Origin of the sequence: Actinomycetospora lutea, assembly GCF_028737205.1 — a bacterium.
Classification (GTDB): Bacteria; Actinomycetota; Actinomycetes; order Mycobacteriales; family Pseudonocardiaceae; genus Actinomycetospora; species Actinomycetospora lutea.
The window spans coordinates 61311-83499 of the sequence record NZ_JAQZAL010000008.1 but is presented as its reverse complement, the minus strand read 5'-3'; the positions used below and the strand labels follow the sequence as shown (position 1 = coordinate 83499).

General features: G+C 75.7%; 19 protein-coding genes and 3 pseudogenes. 13 read left to right on the top strand and 9 right to left on the bottom strand.

Annotated elements, in window-relative coordinates; translation table 11 throughout:
• The first annotated feature begins 7 nt into the window (after positions 1-7).
• Together PHK61_RS10875 and PHK61_RS10870 are read left to right on the top strand one after the other, a co-directional pair.
• Positions 8-976, top strand: coding sequence for a LysR family transcriptional regulator (locus PHK61_RS10875; RefSeq protein ID WP_274280988.1), 969 nt, complete (start codon positions 8-10; stop codon positions 974-976).
• Between the two features lie 86 nt (positions 977-1062).
• Positions 1063-2274 (top strand): MFS transporter, encoded by a 1212-nt coding sequence (locus PHK61_RS10870; protein ID WP_274280987.1) that lies wholly within the window; start codon positions 1063-1065, stop codon positions 2272-2274.
• On the opposite strand, the pseudogene PHK61_RS10865 reads toward PHK61_RS10870, so the two are convergent.
• Positions 2235-2336: pseudogene (locus PHK61_RS10865) on the bottom strand (DNA-binding response regulator); the annotation flags it as partial. The gene PHK61_RS10870 and the pseudogene PHK61_RS10865 sit on opposite strands and share 40 nt — an antisense overlap.
• Here PHK61_RS10865 and PHK61_RS10860 point away from each other — a divergent pair.
• Positions 2334-3200, top strand: coding sequence for a sensor histidine kinase (locus PHK61_RS10860; RefSeq protein WP_274280986.1), 867 nt, complete (start codon positions 2334-2336; stop codon positions 3198-3200). The pseudogene PHK61_RS10865 and the gene PHK61_RS10860 overlap by 3 nt on opposite strands.
• On the opposite strand, the gene PHK61_RS10855 is transcribed toward PHK61_RS10860, so the two are convergent.
• Positions 3197-3730 (bottom strand): amino-acid N-acetyltransferase, encoded by a 534-nt coding sequence (locus PHK61_RS10855; RefSeq protein WP_274280985.1) that lies wholly within the window; start codon positions 3728-3730, stop codon positions 3197-3199. The genes PHK61_RS10860 and PHK61_RS10855 overlap by 4 nt on opposite strands.
• Before the next feature lie 95 nt (positions 3731-3825).
• On the opposite strand from PHK61_RS10855, the gene rimO reads away from it, so the two are divergent.
• From rimO to PHK61_RS10835, 4 genes and pseudogenes are all read left to right on the top strand, one after another.
• Positions 3826-5295 (top strand): 30S ribosomal protein S12 methylthiotransferase RimO, encoded by a 1470-nt coding sequence (gene rimO / locus PHK61_RS10850; RefSeq protein WP_274280984.1) that lies wholly within the window; start codon positions 3826-3828, stop codon positions 5293-5295.
• On the top strand, positions 5292-5930 hold the full coding sequence (gene pgsA / locus PHK61_RS10845) for a CDP-diacylglycerol--glycerol-3-phosphate 3-phosphatidyltransferase (RefSeq protein WP_420791381.1): 639 nt from the start codon (positions 5292-5294) through the stop codon (positions 5928-5930). Before rimO ends, pgsA begins: the two co-directional genes overlap by 4 nt.
• A gap of 155 nt (positions 5931-6085) precedes the next feature.
• Positions 6086-6301, top strand: a pseudogene (locus tag PHK61_RS10840) (helix-turn-helix domain-containing protein); the annotation flags it as partial.
• A 564-nt stretch (positions 6302-6865) separates the two neighbouring features.
• Positions 6866-7696, top strand: a complete 831-nt coding sequence (locus PHK61_RS10835) for a PspA/IM30 family protein (RefSeq protein ID WP_274280983.1) — start codon at positions 6866-6868, stop codon at positions 7694-7696.
• 9 nt (positions 7697-7705) lie between these two features.
• Here the strand turns inward: PHK61_RS10835 and PHK61_RS10830 are convergent, their stop codons facing one another.
• Entirely contained in the window at positions 7706-8419 is a 714-nt protein-coding gene (locus tag PHK61_RS10830) for an AraC family transcriptional regulator (protein WP_420791380.1), read from the bottom strand.
• 24 nt (positions 8420-8443) lie between these two features.
• Here PHK61_RS10830 and PHK61_RS10825 point away from each other — a divergent pair.
• Positions 8444-8750, top strand: a pseudogene (locus tag PHK61_RS10825) (DUF2000 family protein); the annotation flags it as partial.
• An 81-nt stretch (positions 8751-8831) separates the two neighbouring features.
• Here PHK61_RS10825 and PHK61_RS10815 read toward each other — a convergent pair.
• From PHK61_RS10815 to PHK61_RS10795, 5 genes are all read right to left on the bottom strand, one after another.
• Positions 8832-9473, bottom strand: coding sequence for a hypothetical protein (locus PHK61_RS10815; protein ID WP_274280982.1), 642 nt, complete (start codon positions 9471-9473; stop codon positions 8832-8834).
• Between the two features lie 105 nt (positions 9474-9578).
• Complete coding sequence (locus tag PHK61_RS10810) at positions 9579-12317, bottom strand: ATP-binding protein (RefSeq protein ID WP_274280981.1); 2739 nt, start codon at positions 12315-12317, stop codon at positions 9579-9581.
• Positions 12318-12349: 32 nt separating this feature from the next.
• Positions 12350-13228, bottom strand: coding sequence for a DNA-formamidopyrimidine glycosylase family protein (locus PHK61_RS10805; protein WP_274280980.1), 879 nt, complete (start codon positions 13226-13228; stop codon positions 12350-12352).
• A gap of 24 nt (positions 13229-13252) precedes the next feature.
• Entirely contained in the window at positions 13253-13576 is a 324-nt protein-coding gene (locus PHK61_RS10800) for a hypothetical protein (protein WP_274280979.1), read from the bottom strand.
• 74 nt (positions 13577-13650) lie between these two features.
• Positions 13651-15447, bottom strand: a complete 1797-nt coding sequence (locus PHK61_RS10795; RefSeq protein ID WP_274280978.1) for an MFS transporter — start codon at positions 15445-15447, stop codon at positions 13651-13653.
• A gap of 172 nt (positions 15448-15619) precedes the next feature.
• Here PHK61_RS10795 and PHK61_RS10790 point away from each other — a divergent pair, with 172 nt between their 5' ends.
• The 5 genes from PHK61_RS10790 to PHK61_RS10770 all read left to right on the top strand — a co-directional run bounded on the left by PHK61_RS10790 (position 15620) and on the right by PHK61_RS10770 (position 21223).
• A complete protein-coding gene (locus PHK61_RS10790; RefSeq protein WP_274280977.1) occupies positions 15620-17137 on the top strand; it encodes a M28 family metallopeptidase in 1518 nt (505 codons plus the stop codon).
• 104 nt (positions 17138-17241) lie between these two features.
• Positions 17242-18054: an IclR family transcriptional regulator gene (locus tag PHK61_RS10785; protein WP_274280976.1), complete on the top strand. Its 813-nt coding sequence runs from the start codon at positions 17242-17244 to the stop codon at positions 18052-18054.
• 200 nt (positions 18055-18254) lie between these two features.
• Positions 18255-19397, top strand: coding sequence for an inorganic phosphate transporter (locus PHK61_RS10780; protein ID WP_274280975.1), 1143 nt, complete (start codon positions 18255-18257; stop codon positions 19395-19397).
• A gap of 8 nt (positions 19398-19405) precedes the next feature.
• Entirely contained in the window at positions 19406-19648 is a 243-nt protein-coding gene (locus PHK61_RS10775) for a hypothetical protein (protein WP_274280974.1), read from the top strand.
• A 114-nt stretch (positions 19649-19762) separates the two neighbouring features.
• Positions 19763-21223, top strand: coding sequence for an amino acid permease (locus PHK61_RS10770; RefSeq protein WP_274280973.1), 1461 nt, complete (start codon positions 19763-19765; stop codon positions 21221-21223).
• Here PHK61_RS10770 and PHK61_RS10765 read toward each other — a convergent pair.
• Positions 21198-22178, bottom strand: a complete 981-nt coding sequence (locus tag PHK61_RS10765; protein ID WP_274280972.1) for a hypothetical protein — start codon at positions 22176-22178, stop codon at positions 21198-21200. The genes PHK61_RS10770 and PHK61_RS10765 overlap by 26 nt on opposite strands.
• Positions 22179-22189 lie beyond the last annotated feature (11 nt).

Sequence of the window (22189 nt, the reverse complement as noted above, 5' to 3'; positions counted from 1 at the left end):
ATACGGGATGGACGAGGGAGCCCCGCCGCCGCTGCGGCTGGCCAACCTCGACCTCAACCTGCTGCTCTCGCTGCGCGCCCTGCTCACCGAGCGCAACGTGACGCGGGCGGCGGCGGCCCTGGGCCTCTCCCAGCCCGCGGTCAGCGCCGCGCTCGCCCGGCTGCGTCGCCACTACCGCGACGACCTGCTCGTGCGCGTCGGCAACCGCTACGAGCTCACGCCGCTCGCGCTGCGCCTCGTGGAGCGCACCGAGCGGGCGGTGGCCGGGATCGAGGGCGTGTTCTCGGCGGCGCCGGACTTCGACCCGGCCTCGACGACCCGCGAGTTCACGCTGCTGGTCTCCGACTACGCGACCACCGTGCTCGGCGTCCCGCTCGCGGCGGCGCTGGCGGAGCAGGCGCCCTGCGCCCGGCTCTCGCTGCGCCCGCACAGCCCCGACGACGTCGTCGGCGGCGCGGCCCGCCTGCGTGGGGTCGACGGGCTGGTCATGCCGCACGGGTTCGTCGACGACCTGCCCTACCTGGACCTCTACGCCGACCGCTGGGTCCTGCTCGCGTCGGTCGACAACCCGCGGGTCGGGGAGCGGGCCACGCTCGACGACCTCGCCGCCCTGCCGTGGGTGATGATCTACCACCGGCCGACGGCCTTCACCCCGGCCGCGCTCCAGCTGCGCACGCTGGGCATCGAGCCGCGCGCGCAGGTCGTCGTCGAGTCGTTCCTGCCGGTGCCCGGGCTCGTGGCGGGCACCGAGCGCGTGGCCCTCGTGCAGGCCCGCCTGGCCGACCGTCTCGGGCCGGGCGACGGGGTGCGCGTGCTCGCCCCGCCGTTCGAGGTGGGGCCGCTGCTCGAGGCCCTGTGGTGGCACCCGATGTACGACACCGACCCGGCACACCGGTGGCTCCGGCGTCTGATCGCCGAGGTCACGGATGCGCTGCCGGCCATCAGCGCGACGGATGGCGGCCCCCAACCGGAGTGATTTCCGATCACCGTCCGCCCGCCCCGAGACTTCGCCGCACCTGTGGTGCCGCTCACGGCGCCCGAGGACGAGGGCGGAGGACGGACGTGACGGTGATCGGCCAGGACGACCAGGGCACCGAGGCCCGACCACGGCGGGCCACCGGGCAGGGCGTGATCCTGCTGGCCGGGAGCTGCCTGCCGATCCTCGGGTCGGTGCTCCTCGCCCCGGTGCTGCCGCGGTTGATGGACGCCTTCGCAGGCACGGCGGGGGTCGACGTCCTGGTCCCGATCGTGCTCACCGCGCCCGCCCTGGTGATCGGGCTGCTCGCCCCGGTGGCCGGTCGGCTGGTCGACGCGGCCGGGCGCAAGCGGGTGCTCGTCGTCGCCCTGCTCGTCTACGCGCTGTTCGGCACGGCCCCGCTCTACCTCGACACGCTCGGGGCGATCGTCGCCAGCCGCGTCGGGGTCGGCGTCTGCGAGGCCGCGATCATGACCGCCTGCACCACCCTGCTCGCCGACCTCTTCGACGGCACGGCCCGCGACCGCTGGTTCGGCCGCCAGACGATCGCGACGACGCTCGCGGCCACCGTGTTCTTCGGTCTCGGCGGGGCGCTCGGGGCCGTGAGCTGGCGGGCGCCGTTCTGGCTGTACCTGTCGAGCCTCGTGATCGCCCTGCTGGTCGCGGTGTTCGTCCGCTCGACCGGGCGCACCCCTGCGGCGTCGCTGCCGCCGGTGCCGTGGCGCCTGATCGCCGTGCCCTGCCTGGTCACCCTCTTCGGCGGCGTCGTCTTCTACACCCCGATCGCCGAGCTCTCGCTGGTGCTCGCCTCGGTCGGGGTCACGTCCACCGCGACGATCGGCCTGGTCAGCGCGGTGGCGTCGCTCGCCACGGCGGCCGGCGGGTTCACCTTCTCCCGGGTCGCCGGCCGCGGCCCCCGCGTGCTGCTCCCGGTGGCCCTCGCGCTCGCCGCGGCGGGCCTGGTCGTCGTCGGGGTGTCGTCGGCGGTGCCCGTGATCGCGGTCGGCGCGGTGATCGCCAGCGCCGGCACCGGCCTGCTCCTGCCCACGCTGCTGACCTGGGCGCTCTCCGGGCTCGGCTTCGCCGAGCGCGGCCGCGGGACCGGCTTCTGGACCGCCGCGATGTTCATCGGCCAGTTCTTCTGCCCGCTCGTGCTCCTCGCCGCCGCGGGCCCGCTCGGCGGCCTGTCCGCGGCGATCCTCGCGCTCGGGGTCCTGACCGCCGGTGTCGCCGCGTTCGCCCCGGCGATCGTGAGGGCTCAGCGGTCGAGCCGCGCGGTGACCACGCCCGTCTCGTAGGCCAGCACGACGGCCTGCACGCGGTCGCGCAGGTCGAGCTCGGTGAGGATCCGCCCGACGTGGACCGGACGGCCGTGCCGCTCCCGGCGACGTTCCGCCCCGACCATCGCCCGCTCGCGACGACGCTGACGCTCGGCCTGCCCGACGCGCTCGCCCCCAGCCGCGCGGCCGTGACGCTGTCGTACGTGATCGTCCCGGCGATCTGGGGCCTCGGGGTGCTGCAGCGCCGGTCGGCGCAGGCGGCCGCGCAGCGCGCCGACACCCGGGCGGGCGCCGCCGCGGCGCGCGCGGTGACCGCCCAGCGGCTCGGCCTGGCCCGCGAGCTGCACGACGTCCTGGCCCACGAGCTGTCCGCGCTGGTGGTCACGGTGCACGCCGCCCGCGTCGCCCCGGAGCCCGCGACCCTCGCGACGATCGGCGAGGCCGGCGAGCGGATCGCCGCCGCGCTGCCGACCCTGCTCGAGGGCCTCGCCCCCGGGGTGCCGTCCGGGGACGCGGCCGAGCACCTCGAGCTCGACGCTGCGGCGGTCGAGGCGCTCGCGGCGCCGGTGCGCGACGCCGGGCTGCCGGTCGTCGTCGAGGTCGTCGGGGCCGCCCCCGCCGACCGCCCCGAGACCGACGTGATCGCCGCGCGGATCGTCACCGAGGCCCTCACCAACGCCCTGCGCCACGCCGGGCCCGCCCCCACCCGGGTCACCGTGCGCCACGAGCCCGACGCGGTCGCGGTCGAGGTCGTCGACGAGGGCGTGCGCCCGGGTCACCCCGCCGAGCGGGAGGGCTCCGGGCTGGGCGTCGTCGGCATGCACGAGCGCGCCGCCCTCGTGGGCGGGACCGTCGAGGCCGGCCCGAGCGGCGAGGGCTGGCGGGTCGCGGCCCACCTCCCGCGCCGGGAGGTGGGTCTGCTCGTCGAGGCCCGGAGCGCTTAGAGCTCGAGGAGCATCCGGCTGTTGCCCAGCGTGTTCGGCTTCACGTACGCGAGGTCGAGGAACTCGGCGACGCCCTCGTCGGCCGACTGCATCATCTCGGCGTAGACGTCGGGGCTCACCGGCGAGCCCTCGATCTCCCGGAAGCCGTGCTGCTCGAAGAACGCCACCTCGAAGGTGAGCACGAACACGCTGCGCAGGCCCAGCGCCCGCGCCTGCGCCAGCAGCTCGTGCACGAGGCCGTGGCCGATGCCCGCGCCCTGCATGCTCGGGTCGACGGCGATGGTGCGGATCTCGGCGAGGTCCTCCCACAGCACGTGCAGCGCCCCGCAGCCCACGACGTGGCGGCCGCGGACCGCCACGCGGAACTCCTGGACCGTCTCGTAGAGGGTCACCAGCGGCTTGCGCAGCAGGATGTTGTCGTCGGCGAACGAGTCGACCAGCGTCTTGATGCCGCGCACGTCGGCCGTGCGGGCGCGCCGCAGGAGGACGGGGGCGGCCCGGTCGGCGGTGCCGTCGACGATCTCGGTCACCCGCTGCTCACCACCAGCGGAGGGTAGGCCAGCCCCCGGGCCGATAGGCTGAGGAGGTGGTCGAGCGCTCCCCCCGTAGCCCAGAGCGCCCCCGTGTGGCGCTGGTGACCCTCGGGTGCGCCCGCAACGACGTCGATTCCGAGGAACTCGCGGGCCGGCTCACCGCCGAGGGCTGGGACGTCGGGACCTCGGAGGACGAGGGCGCCGACGGTGCCGGCCCGGACGTCGTCGTCGTCAACACCTGCACCTTCGTCGAGCAGGCCAAGAAGGACTCGGTCGACGCCGTGCTGGCCGCCGGCGGCGGTGACGCGAAGGTCGTCGCGGTCGGCTGCATGGCCGAGCGGTACGGCGCCGAGCTCGCCGAGGCGATGCCCGAGGCGGCCGCGGTGCTCGGCTTCGACCACTACGGCGACCTGCCCGCCCGCCTCGACGACGTCCTCGCCGGGCGCCCGCTCGCCTCCCACACGCCCACCGACCGGCGCGCGCTGCTGCCGATCAGCCCGGTGAAGCGGCCCGAGGCGGTGCGCGACACGAGCATCCCCGGCCACGCGTGGGTGCCGACGGTGCCGCGCCGGCGCCTGGACGACGCCCCGGTGGCGCCCCTGAAGCTGGCCTCGGGGTGCGACCGGCGCTGCACCTTCTGCGCCATCCCGTCGTTCCGCGGCGCCTTCGTCTCGCGCGACCCGGGCGACGTCGTCGCCGAGGCCGCGTGGCTCGCCGACCACGGCGTGGCCGAGGTGCTGCTGGTCAGCGAGAACTCCACCTCCTACGGCAAGGACATCGACGCGCGCGGCGCGGCGGGCGGGGCCCTCGAGCGCCTCCTCGGCGAGCTGGCCGCCGTGCCGGGGATGCGCCGGGTGCGCGTCTCGTACCTCCAGCCCGCCGAGGTGCGGCCGCCGCTGCTGCGCGCGATCGCCGAGACGCCCCGCGTCGCCTCGTACTACGACCTCTCGTTCCAGCACGCGAGCGCGACGGTCCTGCGCCGGATGCGGCGCTTCGGCTCCCGCGAGACGTTCCTCGCGCTCTGCCGCGAGATCCGCGCGCTCGACCCCGAGGCGGGCATCCGCTCCAACGTCATCGTCGGCTTCCCCGGCGAGACCGAGGAGGAGCTCGCCGAGCTCGAGGCGTTCCTCGCCGAGGCCGAGCTGGACGCGGTCGGGGTGTTCGGCTACTCCGACGAGGACGGCACCGAGGCCCTCGGCCTGCCGGGCAAGGTCGACGCGGGAGAGATCGCGGCCCGCGTCGAGCGGATCACGAGCCTCGCCGAGCACGTCGCCGAGGACCGGGCCGCCCGCCGCGTGGGCACGTCGGTCGAGGTGCTCGTCGAGCGGTGGGAGGACGACGAGGACGCCTGGATCGGCCGCGCCGCCCACCAGGGACCCGACGTCGACGGCGAGTGCCGGCTCGCCGGTGACGAGGACGTGCTGGACGCGCTCGCGCCCGGCGTCGTGGTGACGGGCCGGGTGATCGACGCCGAGGGCATCGACCTGGTCGTCGAGGCGCTGGGTGTCGTGGGCGCCGACGGCTCGGTCGGGGCCGCTCCCGTCGGGGCGGGGGCCCGGTGACGACCCGCGGGTCCGGCGAGCGGTCGACCCCCTCCACCGCGTCCACCGCCTCCACCGCCGGGGTCGTCACGCCGGCCCCGGTGCCGCTGGTCAACATCGCGAACGCGCTGACCGTGGTGCGGCTCGTGCTGGTGCCGGTCTTCCTCGTCGTGCTGTTCGTCGACGACGGGCAGAGCACGCCCTGGCGGTGGGCCGCCTTCGCCGTGTTCGCCGTCGCCTCGCTCACCGACACCTTCGACGGCGACCTCGCGCGTCGCTGGGGGCTCGTCACCGACTTCGGCAAGATCGCCGACCCCATCGCCGACAAGGCGCTCACCGGCGCCGCGCTCGTCGGGCTCTCGATGCTGGGCGAGCTGGCGTGGTGGGTGACCATCACGATCGCGGCCCGCGAGCTGGGGGTGACGCTGCTGCGGTTCTGGGTGCTGCGCCACGGCGTGATCCCGGCCAGCCGCGGCGGCAAGATCAAAACGGTGCTGCAGACCCTCGCCCTCGGGCTGGCGATCATGCCGCTGCCACCGGTGGTGACGCCCGCGGTCGCCGTGCTCATGGTGGCCGCGGTCGTGGTCACGGTCGTCACCGGTGTCGACTACCTGATCCGCGCCCTGCGCCTGCGGGCCCGCGCGCGCACCGCCTGAGCCTGTTCGCTCAGGACGAACAGCCCCGGGCCCGCGTCACCGTTCCCGTCCCGGCGATCTCGGTACGGTGGACGGACACGGTCGTCGACGCCCGGTCAGGACTCCTGGAGGGCGCTGCCACGGGGACACCCACGACCGGTGCTGGGAGGTGTGGCATGTCGCTGCTGTTGCGCGAGGCCATCGGCGGGACCATCCGGCGGGCCCGGACCGAGCGGCGCCGCACGCTGCGGGACGTCTCGCGGGAGGCGCGGGTCAGCCTCGGATACCTCTCGGAGATCGAACGGGGTCGCAAGGAGCCGTCGAGCGAGCTGCTCGCGGCCATCTGCGAGGCCCTGGACCTGCCGCTGTCCGAGCTGCTCGACGAGGTCGCCGACGTGGTGCGCCCGACGCCGCGCCGGGTGCCGGTCGCTGCCGGGGCCGGCGGTCGCGGCGGGTTCGGCGACGTCGACGGCGGCGTCGACGACGAGCTGCGCTCCGCGGTCGAGGAGGCGTTCGAGCCGGACGCCGGCGACGGGGCCGCGGCCAGCATGTCCGCGCGCATCCCGGCGCCGCCCGAGCCCGAGGAGCCGGCCGCGCCGCGCACCGTGGCGCCGCCCGAGCCCGAGGAGCCGGCCGCGCCGCGCACCGTGGCGCTGCCCGAGCCCGAGGGCGCCCCGGTCCGCGACGACGGCGAGGAGGTCGTGGCGCCGGTCGAGGGGGCGACGACGGTGCGTCTCGTGGGGCTGGTCGGCGGCGTCGGCGGGCCCCGCGCGGCGACGGTGGTGTGCGTCGCCGCGTGATCGGTGTGAGCGCCGGGTGAAGGTCGCCTCCGGCGTGATCGTCGGGACCGGCGGGTCGGTGGAAGCCTCCGCAGGGAGGTGAGACGATGGTCGTGAGACCAGGCGCGGATGTCGCCCGCCTGAGCCGGATCGACGTCACGAGTTGGGCGGGAGCAGATGGCCAACCCCTTCGTCAAGGCCTGGCGGTACTTCCTGGCCGCGTTCTCTTCGAAGATCGATGAGCACGCGGACCCGAAGGTCCAGATCCAGCAGGCCATCGAGGACGCGCAGCGTCAGCACCAGGCGCTGTCGCAGCAGGCCGCGTCGGTGATCGGCAACCAGCGCCAGCTGGAGATGAAGCTGAACCGCCAGCTCGCCGACATCGAGAAGCTGCAGGCCTCCGCGCGCCAGGCGCTGGTCATGGCCGACGACGCCCGCGCCAAGGGCGACGAGGAGGGCGCGCAGCGCTACGAGCAGAGCGCCGAGCAGTTCGCCTCGCAGCTCGTCACGGCCGAGCAGAACGTCGAGGACCTCAAGACGCTGCACGACCAGTCGATCGGCGCCGCCCAGCAGGCCAAGCAGGCCGTGGAGCGCAACGCCCAGACGCTGCAGACCAAGATCGCCGAGCGCACCAAGCTCCTCAGCCAGCTCGAGCAGGCCAAGATGCAGGAGCAGGTCTCCGCGTCGCTGCGCTCCATGAGCGAGGTCGCGGCGCCGGGCAACACGCCCTCGCTCGACGAGGTGCGCGACAAGATCGAGCGCCGGTACTCCACGGCCCTCGGGCAGGCCGAACTCGCGCAGAACAGCGTGCAGGGCCGCATGCTCGAGGTCGAGGCCGCCTCGCGCGACTACGCGGGCAAGAGCCGGCTCGACCAGATCCGCGCCTCGATGGGCCAGGGTCAGGGCCAGGTCCCGGCCGGTCAGCAGGCCCAGCCGCAGGTGCAGCCGGCCCAGCCCGCCGCGCCCCAGCAGCAGCCGACGCAGCAGCAGGCGCCGCGCCAGAACTGACGGTCGACCTCAGCCGGGGCGGGCCACGAACCGCCCCGGCGTCGTCCCGGTCACGCGGCGGAAGTGCCGCGTGAGGTGCGCCTGGTCGTGGAACCCCGCCGCCGTCGCCACGGCCGCGGGCGCCATCCCCTCGAGGACGAGGTGCCGGGCGAGGTCCACGCGCCGCCCGGTGAGGTAGCGGTGCGGCGGGAGCCCGAACTCGGCGCGGAACGCGCGCACGAGGTGCGTGGGGTGGGCGTGCAGCAGCCGCCCGGCCTCGTCGAGCCCCAGGCCCCGGTGACCCGCGCGTCGAGCAGGTCGCGCAGGCGGTGCGCCAACCCCGGGTCGCGGGTCCGCCGGTCGCACCGGGCGCCGAGGTGCCCGGCGAGCCGCTCGGTGATGAACGCGAGCCTGCTCTGCGCCGCCAGCTCCTCGCCGGGGTGGCCCAGGACGCGGTGCAGCTGGTCGACGCGCCGGCGCAGGACGGGGTCGTCGAACGCCGGCCGGTCGACCGCGCGCCCGACCAGCGACGGGGCCAGCGCGCTGTCGTCGAGGTACACGACGCCCTATCGGCGTGCTCGTCTGTCGGAACCCGCCCGGCCGCGCGGAACGCCCGTCATGGGCGACGTGGGGCGGCAGCAGCGTCACCGACGCCGGGAGCGCGCCGTGCTCGTGGCGGTCGAGGTCGTAGCGCACGGCGCCGTCGTCGACGATCAGCAGCGTCCAGGCGTCGTGGGTGTGCAACCGCGCCGGGTGATCGTGGGCGCCATGAGCAGCGGATTCGACACCAAGATCGCCGTCGTGCTGCGTGACGACCTCGAGGGCTGGCGGGCCCTCAACGTCACCGCGTTCCTCACCAGCGGCATCACCGCGGCCACCCCCGAGCTGGTCGGCGAGCCCTACGCCGACGCCGACGGCACCGCCTACCTCGCGATGCTCGGGCAGCCGGTGATGGTCTTTCGCCGGCGCCGACGTGCTGCGCGCGGCGCACACCCGCGCGCTGGGCCGGGGCCTGCGCCCGGCGATCTTCACCGCGGACCTCTTCGCGACCGGCAACGACGCCGACAACCGCGCCGCGGTCGCGAAGGTGGCCCGCGAGGACCTCGACCTCGTCGGGATCGCCGTGCACGGGCCCGGAACGCCGTCGACAAGATCGTCAAGGGCGCGCGGATGCATCCGTGAGCGCCTGCGGCACATCGGCCCCGTCGATGTCCCAGCGATCCACGCGGTCGGGCGGGGAGACCAGGGCGGGGTCCTCGCCCGCGGCCGGGTCGGTCGCCTCGACGGCCTCGCGCGCCGCGTCGAACGGGGTCGTGTCGGTCGCCAGGTGCAGCCCGCGGATCGACCGCGAGAGGCGGTCCCACAGGAAGAGCAGCCGGACGGTGCCGGGCAGCGTCCGGAGCACGGGGATGACGTGCCCGCGGTGGATGCGGTCCATGGCGGCGCGCCCGGCGTCGCTGAAGGGCCCGTCGAACGCCGCGACAGCGGCCACCGTCGCGTCGGCGGCGGCGTCGGGTCCGGGCTCGTCCTCGACGACCTCGTAGACGGTGTCCTCGTCGATGGTGACCGGCGGCGGCGTGCCGTCGTAGGCGGCGCGGGTGCGGTCCGAGGCGGCGCGGGCGTCCTCCTCGGTGGCCCACAGGGTCACCAGGGCCCGCATCGCGGTCGGCCCGGAGACCATGAAGTAGGCCCCGCTGTAGCCGGCGTGGCGGCGCAGGATGTCGGTGAGCTCGCGGCGGAGGGTGTCGGGGTCGTCGGCGGGCGGCAGGGACTTGACGGTCTGGAGTCGGGCGAACACGGCGTCCACGTCCTCTCGGGTGGGTCGGTGGGTGTCCACCGAGGGTCGTGGTGGGCGCCGGGGCGCGGCCTCCGTGCTGGTACGGAGATGCGGTACGCAGACCCCTCAGCCGAGGCCGTCGGCCGCCCACGCCGCGAGCTGCGTGCGGTTGTGCAGCCCGAGCTTGGCCAGCGCGTTGCGGACGTGGCTCTCGACGGTGCGCTCGCTGACGACGAGCCGGGCGGCGACCTCGCGGTTGGCCAGTCCGGTGACGACGAGGGCGACGGTCTCGCGCTCGCGGGCCGTCAGGGACGCCGCCCCCGGCCCGAGCCCGGTGAGCTCGGCGAGCAGCGACGCCGCGCCGTCGTGCGCCGGGCGCATCCCGAGGCGCCGGGCCACCGTGCGGGCCTCCTCGAGGACCCGCCGGGCGCGGTCCCGGTCGGCCGCGGCGCCCCGCGCGGCGAGCGCCCGGCCCAGCTCCAGGCCCGAGTGCGCGAGCCCGGGCATCGCCCCGAGGCGCCGGTCCGACGTCACGGCCTGGTCGGCGAGCCGGACGGCCTCGTCGTGCTCGTCGAGCCGGCGGGCGGCGGACGCGGCGAAGCGGGCGACCGGCCCGGGGCAGCCCGTGCTGCTGTCGGTGCGCAGCGCGGTGTGGGGCAGGAGCTGGGTGAGGGTCGCCCGCACCACCTCGGTGTCGCCGAACGCGACGGCCAGCTCGCTGCCGCAGCAGAGGACGGGCCGCCACCGGTTCGTGTGCGGCACGGCGAACAGGTGCGGGCGCAGCTCGTCGTAGAGCGTGCGCGCCAGGTCCTCGTCGCCGCGGTCGAGGAACGCGACGCCTGCGGTGGCCCAGAAGACCGGGAGGCGCCGGGTCCGCACCATGGCTCCCTCGTCGGGGGTCCACGCCGCGAGGGTGCCGAGGTCGCGGTGGAGCAGGGTCACGAACGCCTGGTACATCGCCTCGGCCGTCGGGTCCTGGCTGCGGCGCCCGAGCTCGCGGAAGCGGCCGGCCAGGGCGAACGCGTCGTCGTACCGGCCGACGAGGTGGGCGCGGGCGGCGCGCGCCCGCAGCTCGTGCCAGCGGGCGAGGGTGCCCCCGAGCTGGTCGGCCACGCCGGCGAGGGCCTCGATGCCCGCGTCGACCACGTCGGGCGACCCGAGCTCGAAGGCGTCCTCGATGCGCCAGACGTGGCCCCACACCAGGGCCTCGGGATGCCGCGTGGTGCTGCCCAGGGCGATGGTGCGGCGTCCGACGGCGAGCCGTTCCGCGACGTGCTCCGGGCCCCCGCTCAGCTCGTAGCGGGCGTGCAGCGCGTGCAGCACCGCGTCGACGCCCTCGGCCTCGTCGGCGTGCCGGTCGGCCATCGCCAGCGCCCCGGCCGACAGCTCGATCGCCTCGTCCCGCCGCCCGCGCACGCCGGCGATCATCGCCTCCTGGGCCAGGACCCGGGCCCGCCGCGCCGAGTCCTCCCCGGCGAGCAGCGCGGCGGCCCGCTCGACGAGACCCTCGACCGTCCCGGCGACCAGGTCCGGCCCGACCCCGCGCACCACGACGGCGGCCGCCGCGGCGAGGTCGGCGCGCCCCTCCCGCTCGGCGGCGTCGAGCACCGCGCCGGCCTCGTCGAGGGCGTCGGCGGTGCGGTCGGCCCGGACAAGGGCCCGGGCCAGCGCCAGCCGCACCTCGGCCCGCGCGACCCGGTCGTCGGTGAGATCCAGGGCCCGCCGGTACCAGGCGGCGGCGTCGTCGGGCGCCCGCCGGGCGGTCGCGTCCTGCGCCGCCGCGCGGCACGCCGTCGCCGCCCCGGCCCGCCCCGCGGGGGAGTCGGCGGCCGCGAGCCGGTGCCCCGCCACCTCGCCCGCCCGGGCGGACGGCAGGGCGTCGGCGAGCCGGCGGTGCTCGGCGCGGCGCCGCGCGGTCGGGAGCCCGTCGCGGCAGGCGGCGCGCACCAGCGCGTGGGACCACCGCACCCGGCCCGCGTCCCGGGGGTCCTCGCCGAGCAGTCCCGCCGCGAGCACCTCCGCGAGGGCGGCGGGGTCGTGCCCGTCCAGGAGGTCGAGCTCCACGTCGTCGCCGGCGACGGCGGCGGTGGCGACCAGGTCGCGGGCGGCGGGGGAGAGCGCGGCGACGCGGCGACGCACCAGGGGCGCGACCGCCTCCGCGTGCACCTCGGGGGCGCGCAGGAGCTCGCGCAGGTGCAGCGGGTGCCCGGCGCTGACCCGCAGCAGGGTGTCGACGGCGGTCTCGTCGGGCTCGCGCCCGTCGCGGCGGCGCAGCAGCTCGCGCAGCGCATCACGCCCGAGCCGCCCGGGGCGCAGCACCGCCGGGCCCGCCGCCTCGAGGCCGTCGGGCACCGGCTCGCGGCTGGTGGCCACCAGCAGCAGGCCGGGTCCGCGCGGGGCCACGACCTCGCGGGTCAGGTGGTGCAGGAGGCCCAGCGAGGCCTCGTCGGCGGCGTGCACGTCCTCCACGGCCACCACGAGCCCGCCGTCCGCGGCGCCCGCGAGGGCGTCGGCGGTGTCCGCCACGGCGCGGAAGCGCGCCCGGGCGTCGCTGGTGTCCGCGGCGGCGGCACCCAGGTCGAGCACGCCGGGATCGAGGCCCCGGTCGCGGGCCGGCGGGCTGCCCAGCAGGCGCAGCCAGGGCCAGAACGCCGGCGTCCCGAGGTCGGCGCTCGCCCGGCCCAGCAGGGCGGGCACGCCCCGGCGCTCGGCCGCGTCGAGCAGCGTCCCGAGCAGCGTCGACTTGCCGATGCCCGCCTCGCCGACCACCAGCACCGCGCTGCCGCGCCCCGCGCACGCCTCGCCCAGCGCCGAGACGAGCACCGCCGTCTCGTGCTCGCGTCCGGGCGGCGGCACGGGGTCCACCGGGGCAGTGTGGCCCCGACCGGCGCGTCCCCCTAATAGCGCGCCTGGCGCCCCGACTGCTGCTGGGGCCGGCGCCCCGCGCGCCGGGGCGGGAGCTGCGGGTGGGGGCCCGGCTGGCACGTCGGGCAGAAGTAGGCGATGCGGTCCTCGCGGTCGGGCGACCCGTCGTCCTGCCCGGCCGTGCGCACGACGTCGCGGCAGCGCCGGCACCCCCGCCCGCCCCGCTCGAACACCCAGTGCTGGGCGTTGCCGCCGAGGTCGCCGGTGGTCGACTGCTCGGGGCGCCAGGCGTTGCGCACGAGCAGCTTGTGGGCCCAGGCGACGACGTCGTGCACCTGGCGGTCGGACAGGTCGCCGACCGGCGTCCACGGCGAGACGCCGACCAGGAAGCAGATCTCGGCCTTGTAGAGGTTGCCGACCCCGCAGGCCACGCGCTGGTCGAGCAGGGCGGCGCCGAGCTCCCGGTCGGGATCGGCGCGCAGGAGGCGCTCGACCTCCGCGGCCGCCTCCGGGCCCCAGTCGTCGCCGAGCAGGTCCGGCCCGAGGTGCCCGACCCAGGTGTCCTCGCGCTCGGTGGGCAGCAGGTCGAGGTCGTGCAACCGGAACCCCACCGCGACGCGGTCGGGCACCTCGAGGATCGCGCGCACCTGGTGCTCGGGGCCGCGCCACGGCCGCCCGGGCCGGTAGAGGTGCCACGACCCGTCCATGCGGAAGTGGCTGTGCAGGCTCGTGCCGTCGTCGAACCGGGTGAACAGGTGCTTGCCGACACTGACGACCTCGAGCACCGTGCGGCCGGCGAGGTCGTGCTCCACCAGCCGCGGGTGCCGCAGCTCCCCGCGCGTCAGCTCCCGGCAGGCCAGCGCGTCGTGCATCCGCCGGCCGGCGAGGAAGACGGTGTCACCCTCCGGCACCCCGCCATGGTCCCACCGGGAGCCTCAGTCGTCCGGACGGCCGGGGCGCGCGGGCACCGGCTCCTCGTCGATGCCGTCGCGCGGGTCGCCGGAGGCGACGTCCACGGGCGCCAGGGCGGACGCGAGGCGCCGGCGCAGCGTGCCGAGGTCGCGGGTGTGCGGGTCGCGCGGATCGGTCGTGGCGCGGTCGACGCTCTGCAGGACGTCGAGGAGCTGCTCGACCAGGGCCCGGGCCTCGACGCCGAGCATCCCGAGGTCTTCGGCGTCGAGCTCGCGCGTCACCGTGCCCGCGCGCAGGGCCGACGTGGCCTGCCGGAGGGCCACCACCGGGGTGTCGTCGCTGGACATCGTTCCTCCCGCCGCGTCGTCGCTGACGGGGACGGAGTGCCACGTGTCGCCCGCGCCACAAACCCCGGCCGGGATCAGGAGCGCGCGCTGCACCGCGCCGCGGCCGCGGCGGTCGGCGGCGTGCCGGCGACCTCGGTGACGGCCGCGAACGGGTCGGCGCCGCGGGCCAGCACGAGGGGCCGGTCGAGCGTGTCCTGGCCCGGGGCGAGGTGCACGGCCACGGGCTGGGCGCCCGTGCGGCCGGCGATGAGCAGCACCGGGCGATCGGCGCCCGGGTCGGCGGCGAACGCGCCGTCGGCCTCGACCGGCGCGACGGCGACCTGGCGGCCGTCGTGCCCGACCAGCGTCACCCGCGCGCCCGCCGCGGGCCCGCCGTCGTCGTGCAGCACCCGGCCGCGGACCACCGTCACGGCGACCGGCGCGGGGGACGCGACGTCACCGGCGTGCTCGGTGTGCTCGGTCGGCTCCGGCAGGTTCGGGACCGCCAGGCTGACCACCAGCGCGAGCACCGCGCACCCGGCGGCGATCAGCAGGGTGGTCTGCAGCGCGCCCATCGACGGCACCAGCGTGCCCTCGACCCGCACCGTCGACGCCCCGAGCACGACGGCGGCCACCGCCGACGCGGCCGACGTGCCGATCGAGCGCATGAGCGTGTTGAGGCCGTTGGCGGCGGCGGTCCGCGTCGTCGGCACCGCGCGCATGATCAGCGCGGGCAGGGAGCCGTAGGCCAGGGCGACACCGGCCCCGATCACCGCGATGACCAGCGAGACCTGCCACGCCGCCGAGAGCAGGAAGGTGCCCGCGGTGTAGGCGACGGCGATGATGACCAGGCCGATCCGCAGCGAGGCCCGCGGCCCCCACGCCGCCGAGATCCGGGCGGTGACCGGCGACATCAGCATCATCACCAGCCCGTTGGGGGCCAGCGTGAGGCCGGCGACGAGCAGGCTCAGGCCCAGCCCGTGGCCCGACGCGAGCGGCGCCGAGAGCAGCTGGGGGAACACCACCATGCCGGTGAACATGGCCACGCCGACGGGGATGGAGATCAGGTTGGGCAGCAGCACCGCCCGCTGGGCGTTGAGGCGCAGGTCGACCAGCGGGTCGCGCACCCGCAGCTCGTAGGCGCCCCAGGCGAGCAGCGCGACGACCGCCACCCCGGCCGAGGTGAGCGTGGCCGCGCTGGTCCAGCCCCACTCGCCGCCCTTGGACACGGCGAGCAGCAGCCCGATCAGGCCGATCGAGAGCCCGACCGCGCCGCCGGCGTCGAAGCGCCCGCCCGAGCGGGTCGACGACTCCGGGATCACGACGGCGACCAGGACGAGCCCGGCGAGCCCGAGGCCGCCGGCCACCCAGAACAGGGCGTGCCAGTCGGCGATCTCCACGATGACGGCCGCCAGCGGCAGGCCGAGACCGCCCCCGATGCCCAGCGTGGCGCTCATCAGCGCGATGCCCGAGCCCAGCCGCGCCGGCGGGAGCGTGTCGCGCATGAGGCTGATGCCGAGCGGGACCGCGCTGACCGCGACGCCCTGCAGCGCCCGCCCGACGAGCACCGGCACGAGGTCGTCGGTCACGGCACAGAGCACCGAGCCGAGGACGAGCAGCCCGAGCGTGGCGACGAGGACCCGCCGCTTGCCGATCATGTCGCCGAGCCGCCCGGCGATCGGCGTCGCGACCGCGCCGGCGAGCAGCGTCGCCGTGATCACCCACGACGCGGTGGCCGTCGACGTCGAGAGCAGCTGGGGGAGCTGGGGCACGAGCGGCACGACCAGCGTCATGCACAGCGCGGCGACCAGACCCACCGAGGAGAGGACCGTGACGACGAGGGCGGGGCTGGGCCGGGTGCCGGGGCTCTCCGGCTCGTCGGCGTGCGGCACGCACTCTCCTCGGGGGGGACGGACGATCGTTGGCTGTGCCAACCAACTGTAGACCGCGAGGCCCGCTCCGGGAGCGGTCCCGGGACGTGAATCCGCTCGCTCCCTGCCTCCCGGCGGCCCCCGGCATGGTTCGTGTCACACCGTCCGGGACGATCCGCTACGGTCCGTGAGCATGATCGCGACGCGGGCCACCGCCCTCGCCCTCGGCGGCCTGCTCGCGCTCGCGCTCGCGGCCTGCGGCAGCGGCAGCGGCGCGGGTGGCGCGGGCGAGGCGACCGCCCCCGCGCCCTCGTCGGCGGCGGCTCCCGGCCCGACCATTGACCCCGGGCTCTCGCGGCGGCTCGCCGAGCAGGTCACCGGCGACGGGGCGTACGCGCGGCTGGAGGAGCTGCAGCGGATCGCCGACGCGAACGGCGGCAACCGGGCCTCCGGGCAGCCGGGCTACGACGCGAGCGTCGAGTACGTCGCCGGGCAGCTGCGCCAGGCGGGTTACCGGGTGGAGACGCCGAGCTTCCCGTTCGACACGTTCTCCGCCCAGGCCCAGACGCTCGCCGTGGCCGGCGCGCCCGGGCCGGCCGTCACGGCGCTGACCTACTCGCCGACGACCCCGCCCGAGGGCGTCACCGGCCCGCTGGTCGTGGCCCCGGACGCGCCGGGCGACCCGACCCCGGGCTGCGAGGCGACCGACTACGCGAACCTGCCCGCGCGCGGTGCGGTGCTGCTGGTCCGCCGAGGTGCGTGCACGTTCACGCAGAAGCAGCAGATCGCCGCCGAGGTCGGCGCCGCCGCCGTGCTCGTCGGCAACAACGTCCCGGGCCCGCTCGGCGGGACCCTCGGCTCGGTCGCCGAGGGCCGCCTGCCCACCGGCGGGCTCCTGCAGCCCGACTTCGACGGGCTGCTCGCCCGCGCGGGCCAGCCGGCGACGGTCACGCTGGTGACGCAGTCGCGGACGATCACCACCCGCAACGTCGTCGCCCAGACCACGACGGGGCGCACCGACGAGGTCGTCATGGCCGGCGCCCACCTCGACTCGGTGCCCGAGGGGCCGGGGATCAACGACAACGGGTCCGGCTCGGCCGCGCAGCTCGAGCTCGCCGTGCGTCTCGGCGGCGCCCCGCCGGTGACCAACGCGGTGCGGTTCGCGTGGTGGGGCGCCGAGGAGGTCGGGCTGCTCGGGTCGACGGCCTACGTCCAGGGGCTGACGCCCGAGGCGCGCCGCGACATCGCGGTGCTGTTCAACGCCGACATGCTCGGCTCGCCGAACCCGGCCTACTTCGTCTACGACGGCGACGACTCCGACCGCCAGGGCGCGCCGCCCGGGCCCCGCGGCTCCGAGGGCATCGAGCGCACGCTGGCCGGCGCGCTGAGCGCGACCGGGGCCCAGCCGCAGGGCACCGACTTCGACGGGCGCTCCGACTACGGGCCCTTCGTCGAGGCCGGCATCCCGTCGGGCGGGCTGTTCAGCGGCGCCGAGGAGATCAAGACCCCCGAGCAGGCGGCGCGCTGGGGCGGGCAGGCGGGGGCGCCCTACGACGCCTGCTACCACCAGGCGTGCGACACGCTGGCCAACATCGACCGGGTCGCCCTCGACCGGATGCTCGACGCCCTGGCCGTCGGCGTCGGCACCTATGCGGTCGATCTCGGTGGGCCGAACGGCGTCCCCCCGCGCGACCAGCGCCAGACGCGCTGACATCGGTTAGGGTTGCGGACCTCGCAACCCGAGCGGCGCCGGTTCGACCCCACGGACCCCCCGCTCCCCGACGGGGTCTCCCCGATCGGACAGGATGGGGACCGATGACGGCCACCGACGGCGATCCCGACGAGACCGGAAAGGGGCGGAGCGAGCCCTCGCTCGTCCGCTCGGTCGACCGGGCGGTGACGGCTCTCGAGGTGGTCGCCGAGCGCGGCGAGGTCGGCATCACCGAGCTCGCCGAGGAGCTCGGCGTGCACAAGTCGACCGCCTCGCGCCTGGTCGCGGCGCTGGCCCGCCGCGGGATGCTCGAGCAGCTCGGCGACCGGGGACGGGTCGCGCTCGGCTTCGGGGTCGTGCGCCTCGCCGCGTCGGCCACCGGCCGGATGGACATCGCCCGCCTCGGCCAGCCGACGTGCCAGCAGCTCGCCGAGCAGGTGGGGGAGACCGTCAACCTCGCCATCCACGACGGCGAGGCGGCCATCAACGTCACCCAGGAGTTCGGCACCGCCTCGGTGACCACCCAGAACTGGGTGGGCCGGCGCACCCCGCTGCACGCGACCTCGGCCGGCAAGGTGCTGCTGGCCTACATGAGCGACCCCGAGCGACGGGCCTTCCTGCGCCGGCGCCTGCCCCGCTACACCGAGTCGACGATCACCGAGCCGGCCGCGCTGCGCACCGAGCTCGCCCGCGTCGTCGACGAGGGCCACGCGCGCTCGTTCGAGGAGCTCGAGGTGGGCCTGCACGCGGTCGCCGTCCCGGTCTGGGGCGCGGCGGGCGACGTCGTCGCCGCCCTCAGCGCGGCCGGGCCCTCCTACCGGCTGCCGCGGCGGCGGGCGCGCGCGATCGTGCCCGACCTGCGCGCCGCCGCCGAGGACCTCTCGACCCGCCTGGGCTGGGTCGGCTCGTCGAGCTGACGCGTACGTCACGTTCCGCGACCGCGGCGCGGGGCCGTTGCGCCGGGGACACCGCGTGATGCCGCACGTCAACCCGTCTGTGTGATCGTTCTCTGGATCGTCGTCCCTCGTTCGGGTAAAGGTCACTTGACCTGTCGTTCTCCGGCGGTTCGCGAGGCACACCTTGCGTGGCCGCGGGCCCGGCTGAAGGGGAGAAGCGGGTGGACCTGTCCTTGATCGTCATCGTCGTGGTCGTCACGGCGCTGGTGTTCGACTTCACGAACGGCTTCCACGACACCGCCAACGCGATGGCCACCTCCATCGCCACCCGCGCCCTGTCGCCCCGGACCGCCGTCCTCATCGCCGCCGTCCTCAACGTGGTCGGCGCGTTCCTGTCCGTCGAGGTCGCCAGGACGATCTCCAGCGGGCTGGTCGACGAGACCCGGATCTCGCCCGTCGTGATCTTCGCCGGGCTCATCGGCGCGATCATCTGGAACCTCGTGACCTGGCTGCTCGGCCTGCCGTCGAGCTCCTCGCACGCCCTGTTCGGGGGGCTGATCGGGGCCACGCTGGTGGCCGCGGGCCTCGGGGCGGTGGACTTCGGCGCGGTGTTCTCGAAGGTCATCCTGCCCGCGGTCGTCTCGCCGGTCCTGGCCGGGATCACCGCGCTGATCGCGACCTACCTGGCCTACCGCACGACCGCGCGCGCCGACGCGGGCACGGTGCGGCGGGGCTTCCGGGTCGGCCAGATCGGGACGGCCTCGATGGTCGCGCTCGCGCACGGCACGAGCGACGCGCAGAAGACGATGGGGGTCATCACGCTCACCCTCATCACCGCCGGCGTCCTCGCGCCGGACTCGGGCCCGCCGTTCTGGGTGATCCTCGCCGCCGGTCTCGCGATCGGGCTCGGGACCTACTTCGGCGGCTGGCGCATCATCCGCACGCTCGGCAAGCGGGTCAGCGAGATCGAGACCCCGCAGGGCTTCGCCGCCGAGGCCAGCACCACCGCGGTCATCCTCACGTCCTCGCACCTCGGCTTCGCGCTCTCGACCACCCAGGTGGCCACCGGCTCGATCGTCGGGGCCGGCGCCGGCCGCCGCCTCGCCGCGGTGCGCTGGAGCGTGGCGGGCCAGATGGCGATCGCGTGGGTGCTCACCCTGCCGGCCGCGGCGGTGGTCGGCGCGGTCGCGGCCTGGGTGTCGTCCACCGGCACGGTCGGGACCGTGCTGGTCGCGGTCGTCGCGATCGCCCTGGCCGCCGGGATCTACGCGGCGTCGCGCCTCCGCCCGGTCACCGCCGACAACGTCAACGACGTCGACGACGACGCCGCGGTCCGCCACGAGCCCGCCGTCGCGGCGCGGTAGGAGGGGCCATGAGCATCGACTGGGGCTCGCTCGGACTCGTCGTCGCGGTCTCCCTGGCCGCGGGCGTCGCCGTCGTCGTGCTGGTGTCGTTCGCGCTGGTCGGCCTCTCGGCCCGAGAACACCCCCGGCCCGGCGGACCGGACGACGGCGCACCGAGCCTCGGCCCGCGCGCCGGCACCGCCGTCGCGGTCGTCTGCCTCGCGGCCGTCGTCGCGATCGTCGCCCACGGTCTGGTCGTCATCGCCTCCTGAGCGCCGCTGGGGTCGCCGCGAACGCGGTGTCCGGCACCCGGACCCCTGTCGATCACCGGCCCCGTGTGAATTCTGTGTGTGGTCCGTGACGCTGCGACACCGCAGGATGGGGCGATGACGTCCACGCCGTCGCGCCCGGGGTTCGCGGCCGCCCTGCTCCGGCGCAAGCCCGTCGAGGACATCGAGCAGGGGCCCGACGGCGGCACCGGGCTCGCGAAGACGCTGAGCCTGCGCCAGCTCACCGCGATCGGGGTCGGCGGCATCATCGGTGCCGGCATCTTCTCGCTCGCCGGGCAGGTGGCGCACGAGACCGCCGGGCCCGCGGTGCTGATCTCGTTCCTCGTCGCCGGGGTCGCCAGCGCGGCCGCCGCGTTCTCCTACGCCGAGTTCGCCGGGCTCATCCCGCGCGCCGGGTCGGCCTACACCTACGGCTACGTGGTGCTCGGCGAGCTCGTGGGCTGGTTGATCGGCTGGGACCTGCTGCTCGAGTACACGGCGATCGTCGCCGTCGTCGCGATCGGCATCTCCGGCTACTTCAACGACCTGCTCGGCTTCCTGGGCCTCGAGCTGCCGGGGTGGATGCTCGGCGCGCCGGGGACCGAGTCGGACGGCGTCCCGGCGGGCACGCACAAGGTCGACCTGTTCGCGATGCTGCTGTGCCTGCTCATCGCCTGGGTGCTCAACCGCGGGATGCGCAACGCGGCGCGCACCGAGACCGCGCTGGTATACCTCAAGGTCGCCGTGGTGCTGCTGGTGATCGTGGTCGGCGCCTTCCACATCGACGCCGGCAACTACAGCCCGTTCGCGCCGTTCGGCCTCGCCGGGATCTTCACCGGCGCCGCGACGGTGTTCTTCGCGGTGTTCGGCTACGACGCGATGAGCACCGCGGCCGAGGAGTCGCAGGACTCCCAGAAGCACATGCCCCGGGCGATCCTGTACTCGCTGGCGATCTCGATGGTGCTCTACGTGCTGGCCTGCCTCGTGCTGACCGGGATGGTCGACTACACGCGCATCGACAGCGAGGCCGCGTTCTCCAGCGCCTTCGCCGACGTCGGGCTCCCGCTGGTCGGGCTGGTGATCGCCATCGGGGCGATCCTCGGCATCCTGACCGTGCTGTTCACCTTCCTCATGGGCGCCACGCGGGTCGGCTACGCGATGAGCCGCGACGGGCTGCTGCCGGCGTGGTTCGGGCGCACCAGCGAGAAGCACCAGGTGCCCAACCGCATCACGTGGGTGCTCGGCGTCGCCGCCGCCCTCATCGCGGGCTTCCTGCCGATCGGCGAGGCCGCGGAGCTGACGAACATCGGCATCCTGCTGGCCTTCGTCGTCGTGTGCATCGCCGTGGTCGTCCTGCGCTACCGCCGCCCCGACCTGCCGCGCTCGTTCCGCTGCCCGGGCATGCCCGTGGTGCCGATCATCGGGGTGGTCTTCTCGCTCTGGCTGATCACGTTCCTCGACCCCGTGACGTGGCTGCGCTTCGCGCTCTGGTTCCTGCTCGGCCTGGTGATCTACCTGGTCTACGGCCGGCGGCGGTCGAAGCTCGCGCGGGTCACGTCAGGTCGGGATGGTCCTTGACCCACCACAGGAACTGGCGGGCGTGGTCGAGGTCGACGAAGCGGCGCCCGATCAGCTCGACCAGCAGGTCGTTGCTCCAGTAGGCGAGCCGCCCGATCGTCTGTGAGGTCGTCTCCGGGGCCGGCAGCTCGAGGCCGAACACCTGGCGGGCGATCTCGCGCTTGCCGCCCGCCGGGCTCGTGTAGATCAGGATCGGCAGGAAGCGCTCCGGCTCGGCGATGCACAGCACGCGGGTCAGCATCGCCTCGCGGAACCCGGGCATCGCCGGCGCCTCGTCGGAGGTGATCAGCTCGGTGAGCCGGTCCTCGGGCGCGGGCGGGTCCTCGCCGCGCAGCAGGTGGTCGACGACGCCGCGGAACGCCTCGGCGGCGCGCACGTTGCCGAGCGCCCGCCACTCGTCGTTGAACCGGCTCATGTTCCCGGGCCGGGCGACGACCTTGCTGTTCGCGAAGTCCTTCAGCGCGACGGGTGTGGTGTAGGGGAGCGCGTCGGCCTCGAACGCCTGCCGGTACACGTCGCGGTAGCGGCCGGCCTCCTCGTCGGGGTGCGGGAAGTCGGCGAGGAACTCGCGGCGCAGCGCCTCGATGATCCGCCAGCGCTCGGGCGGCACCATGTCCGCCGTCGCCGTGAAGCGCGCCCGCGCGGTCTCGACGTCCTCGAGCGGTCGGCGCTCCCGCTGCTGCACCGGACCGCGGGTGCCGGAGGTCCGGCCCGCCGAGCGGGTCACCGAGGCGGACGAGCGTGTCGGGGGTCGGCTCGTCGTGGTCGGCTTCTTGGCGGCGGAGCTCGTGCTGCGCGAGCGCGTGGTCTGGCTGATCGCCCGCGGGGACACCGGCTTGGCCCCGAGGACCCATTCGTGCCCGCAGCTCGTGCAGCGCATCATGTTGCGGCCGTCGTCGGCCATGCCGAGGTACTCGGCGGCGGACTCCTGACACGTCGGGCACGCCAGCGCCATCGCTCTCCCCA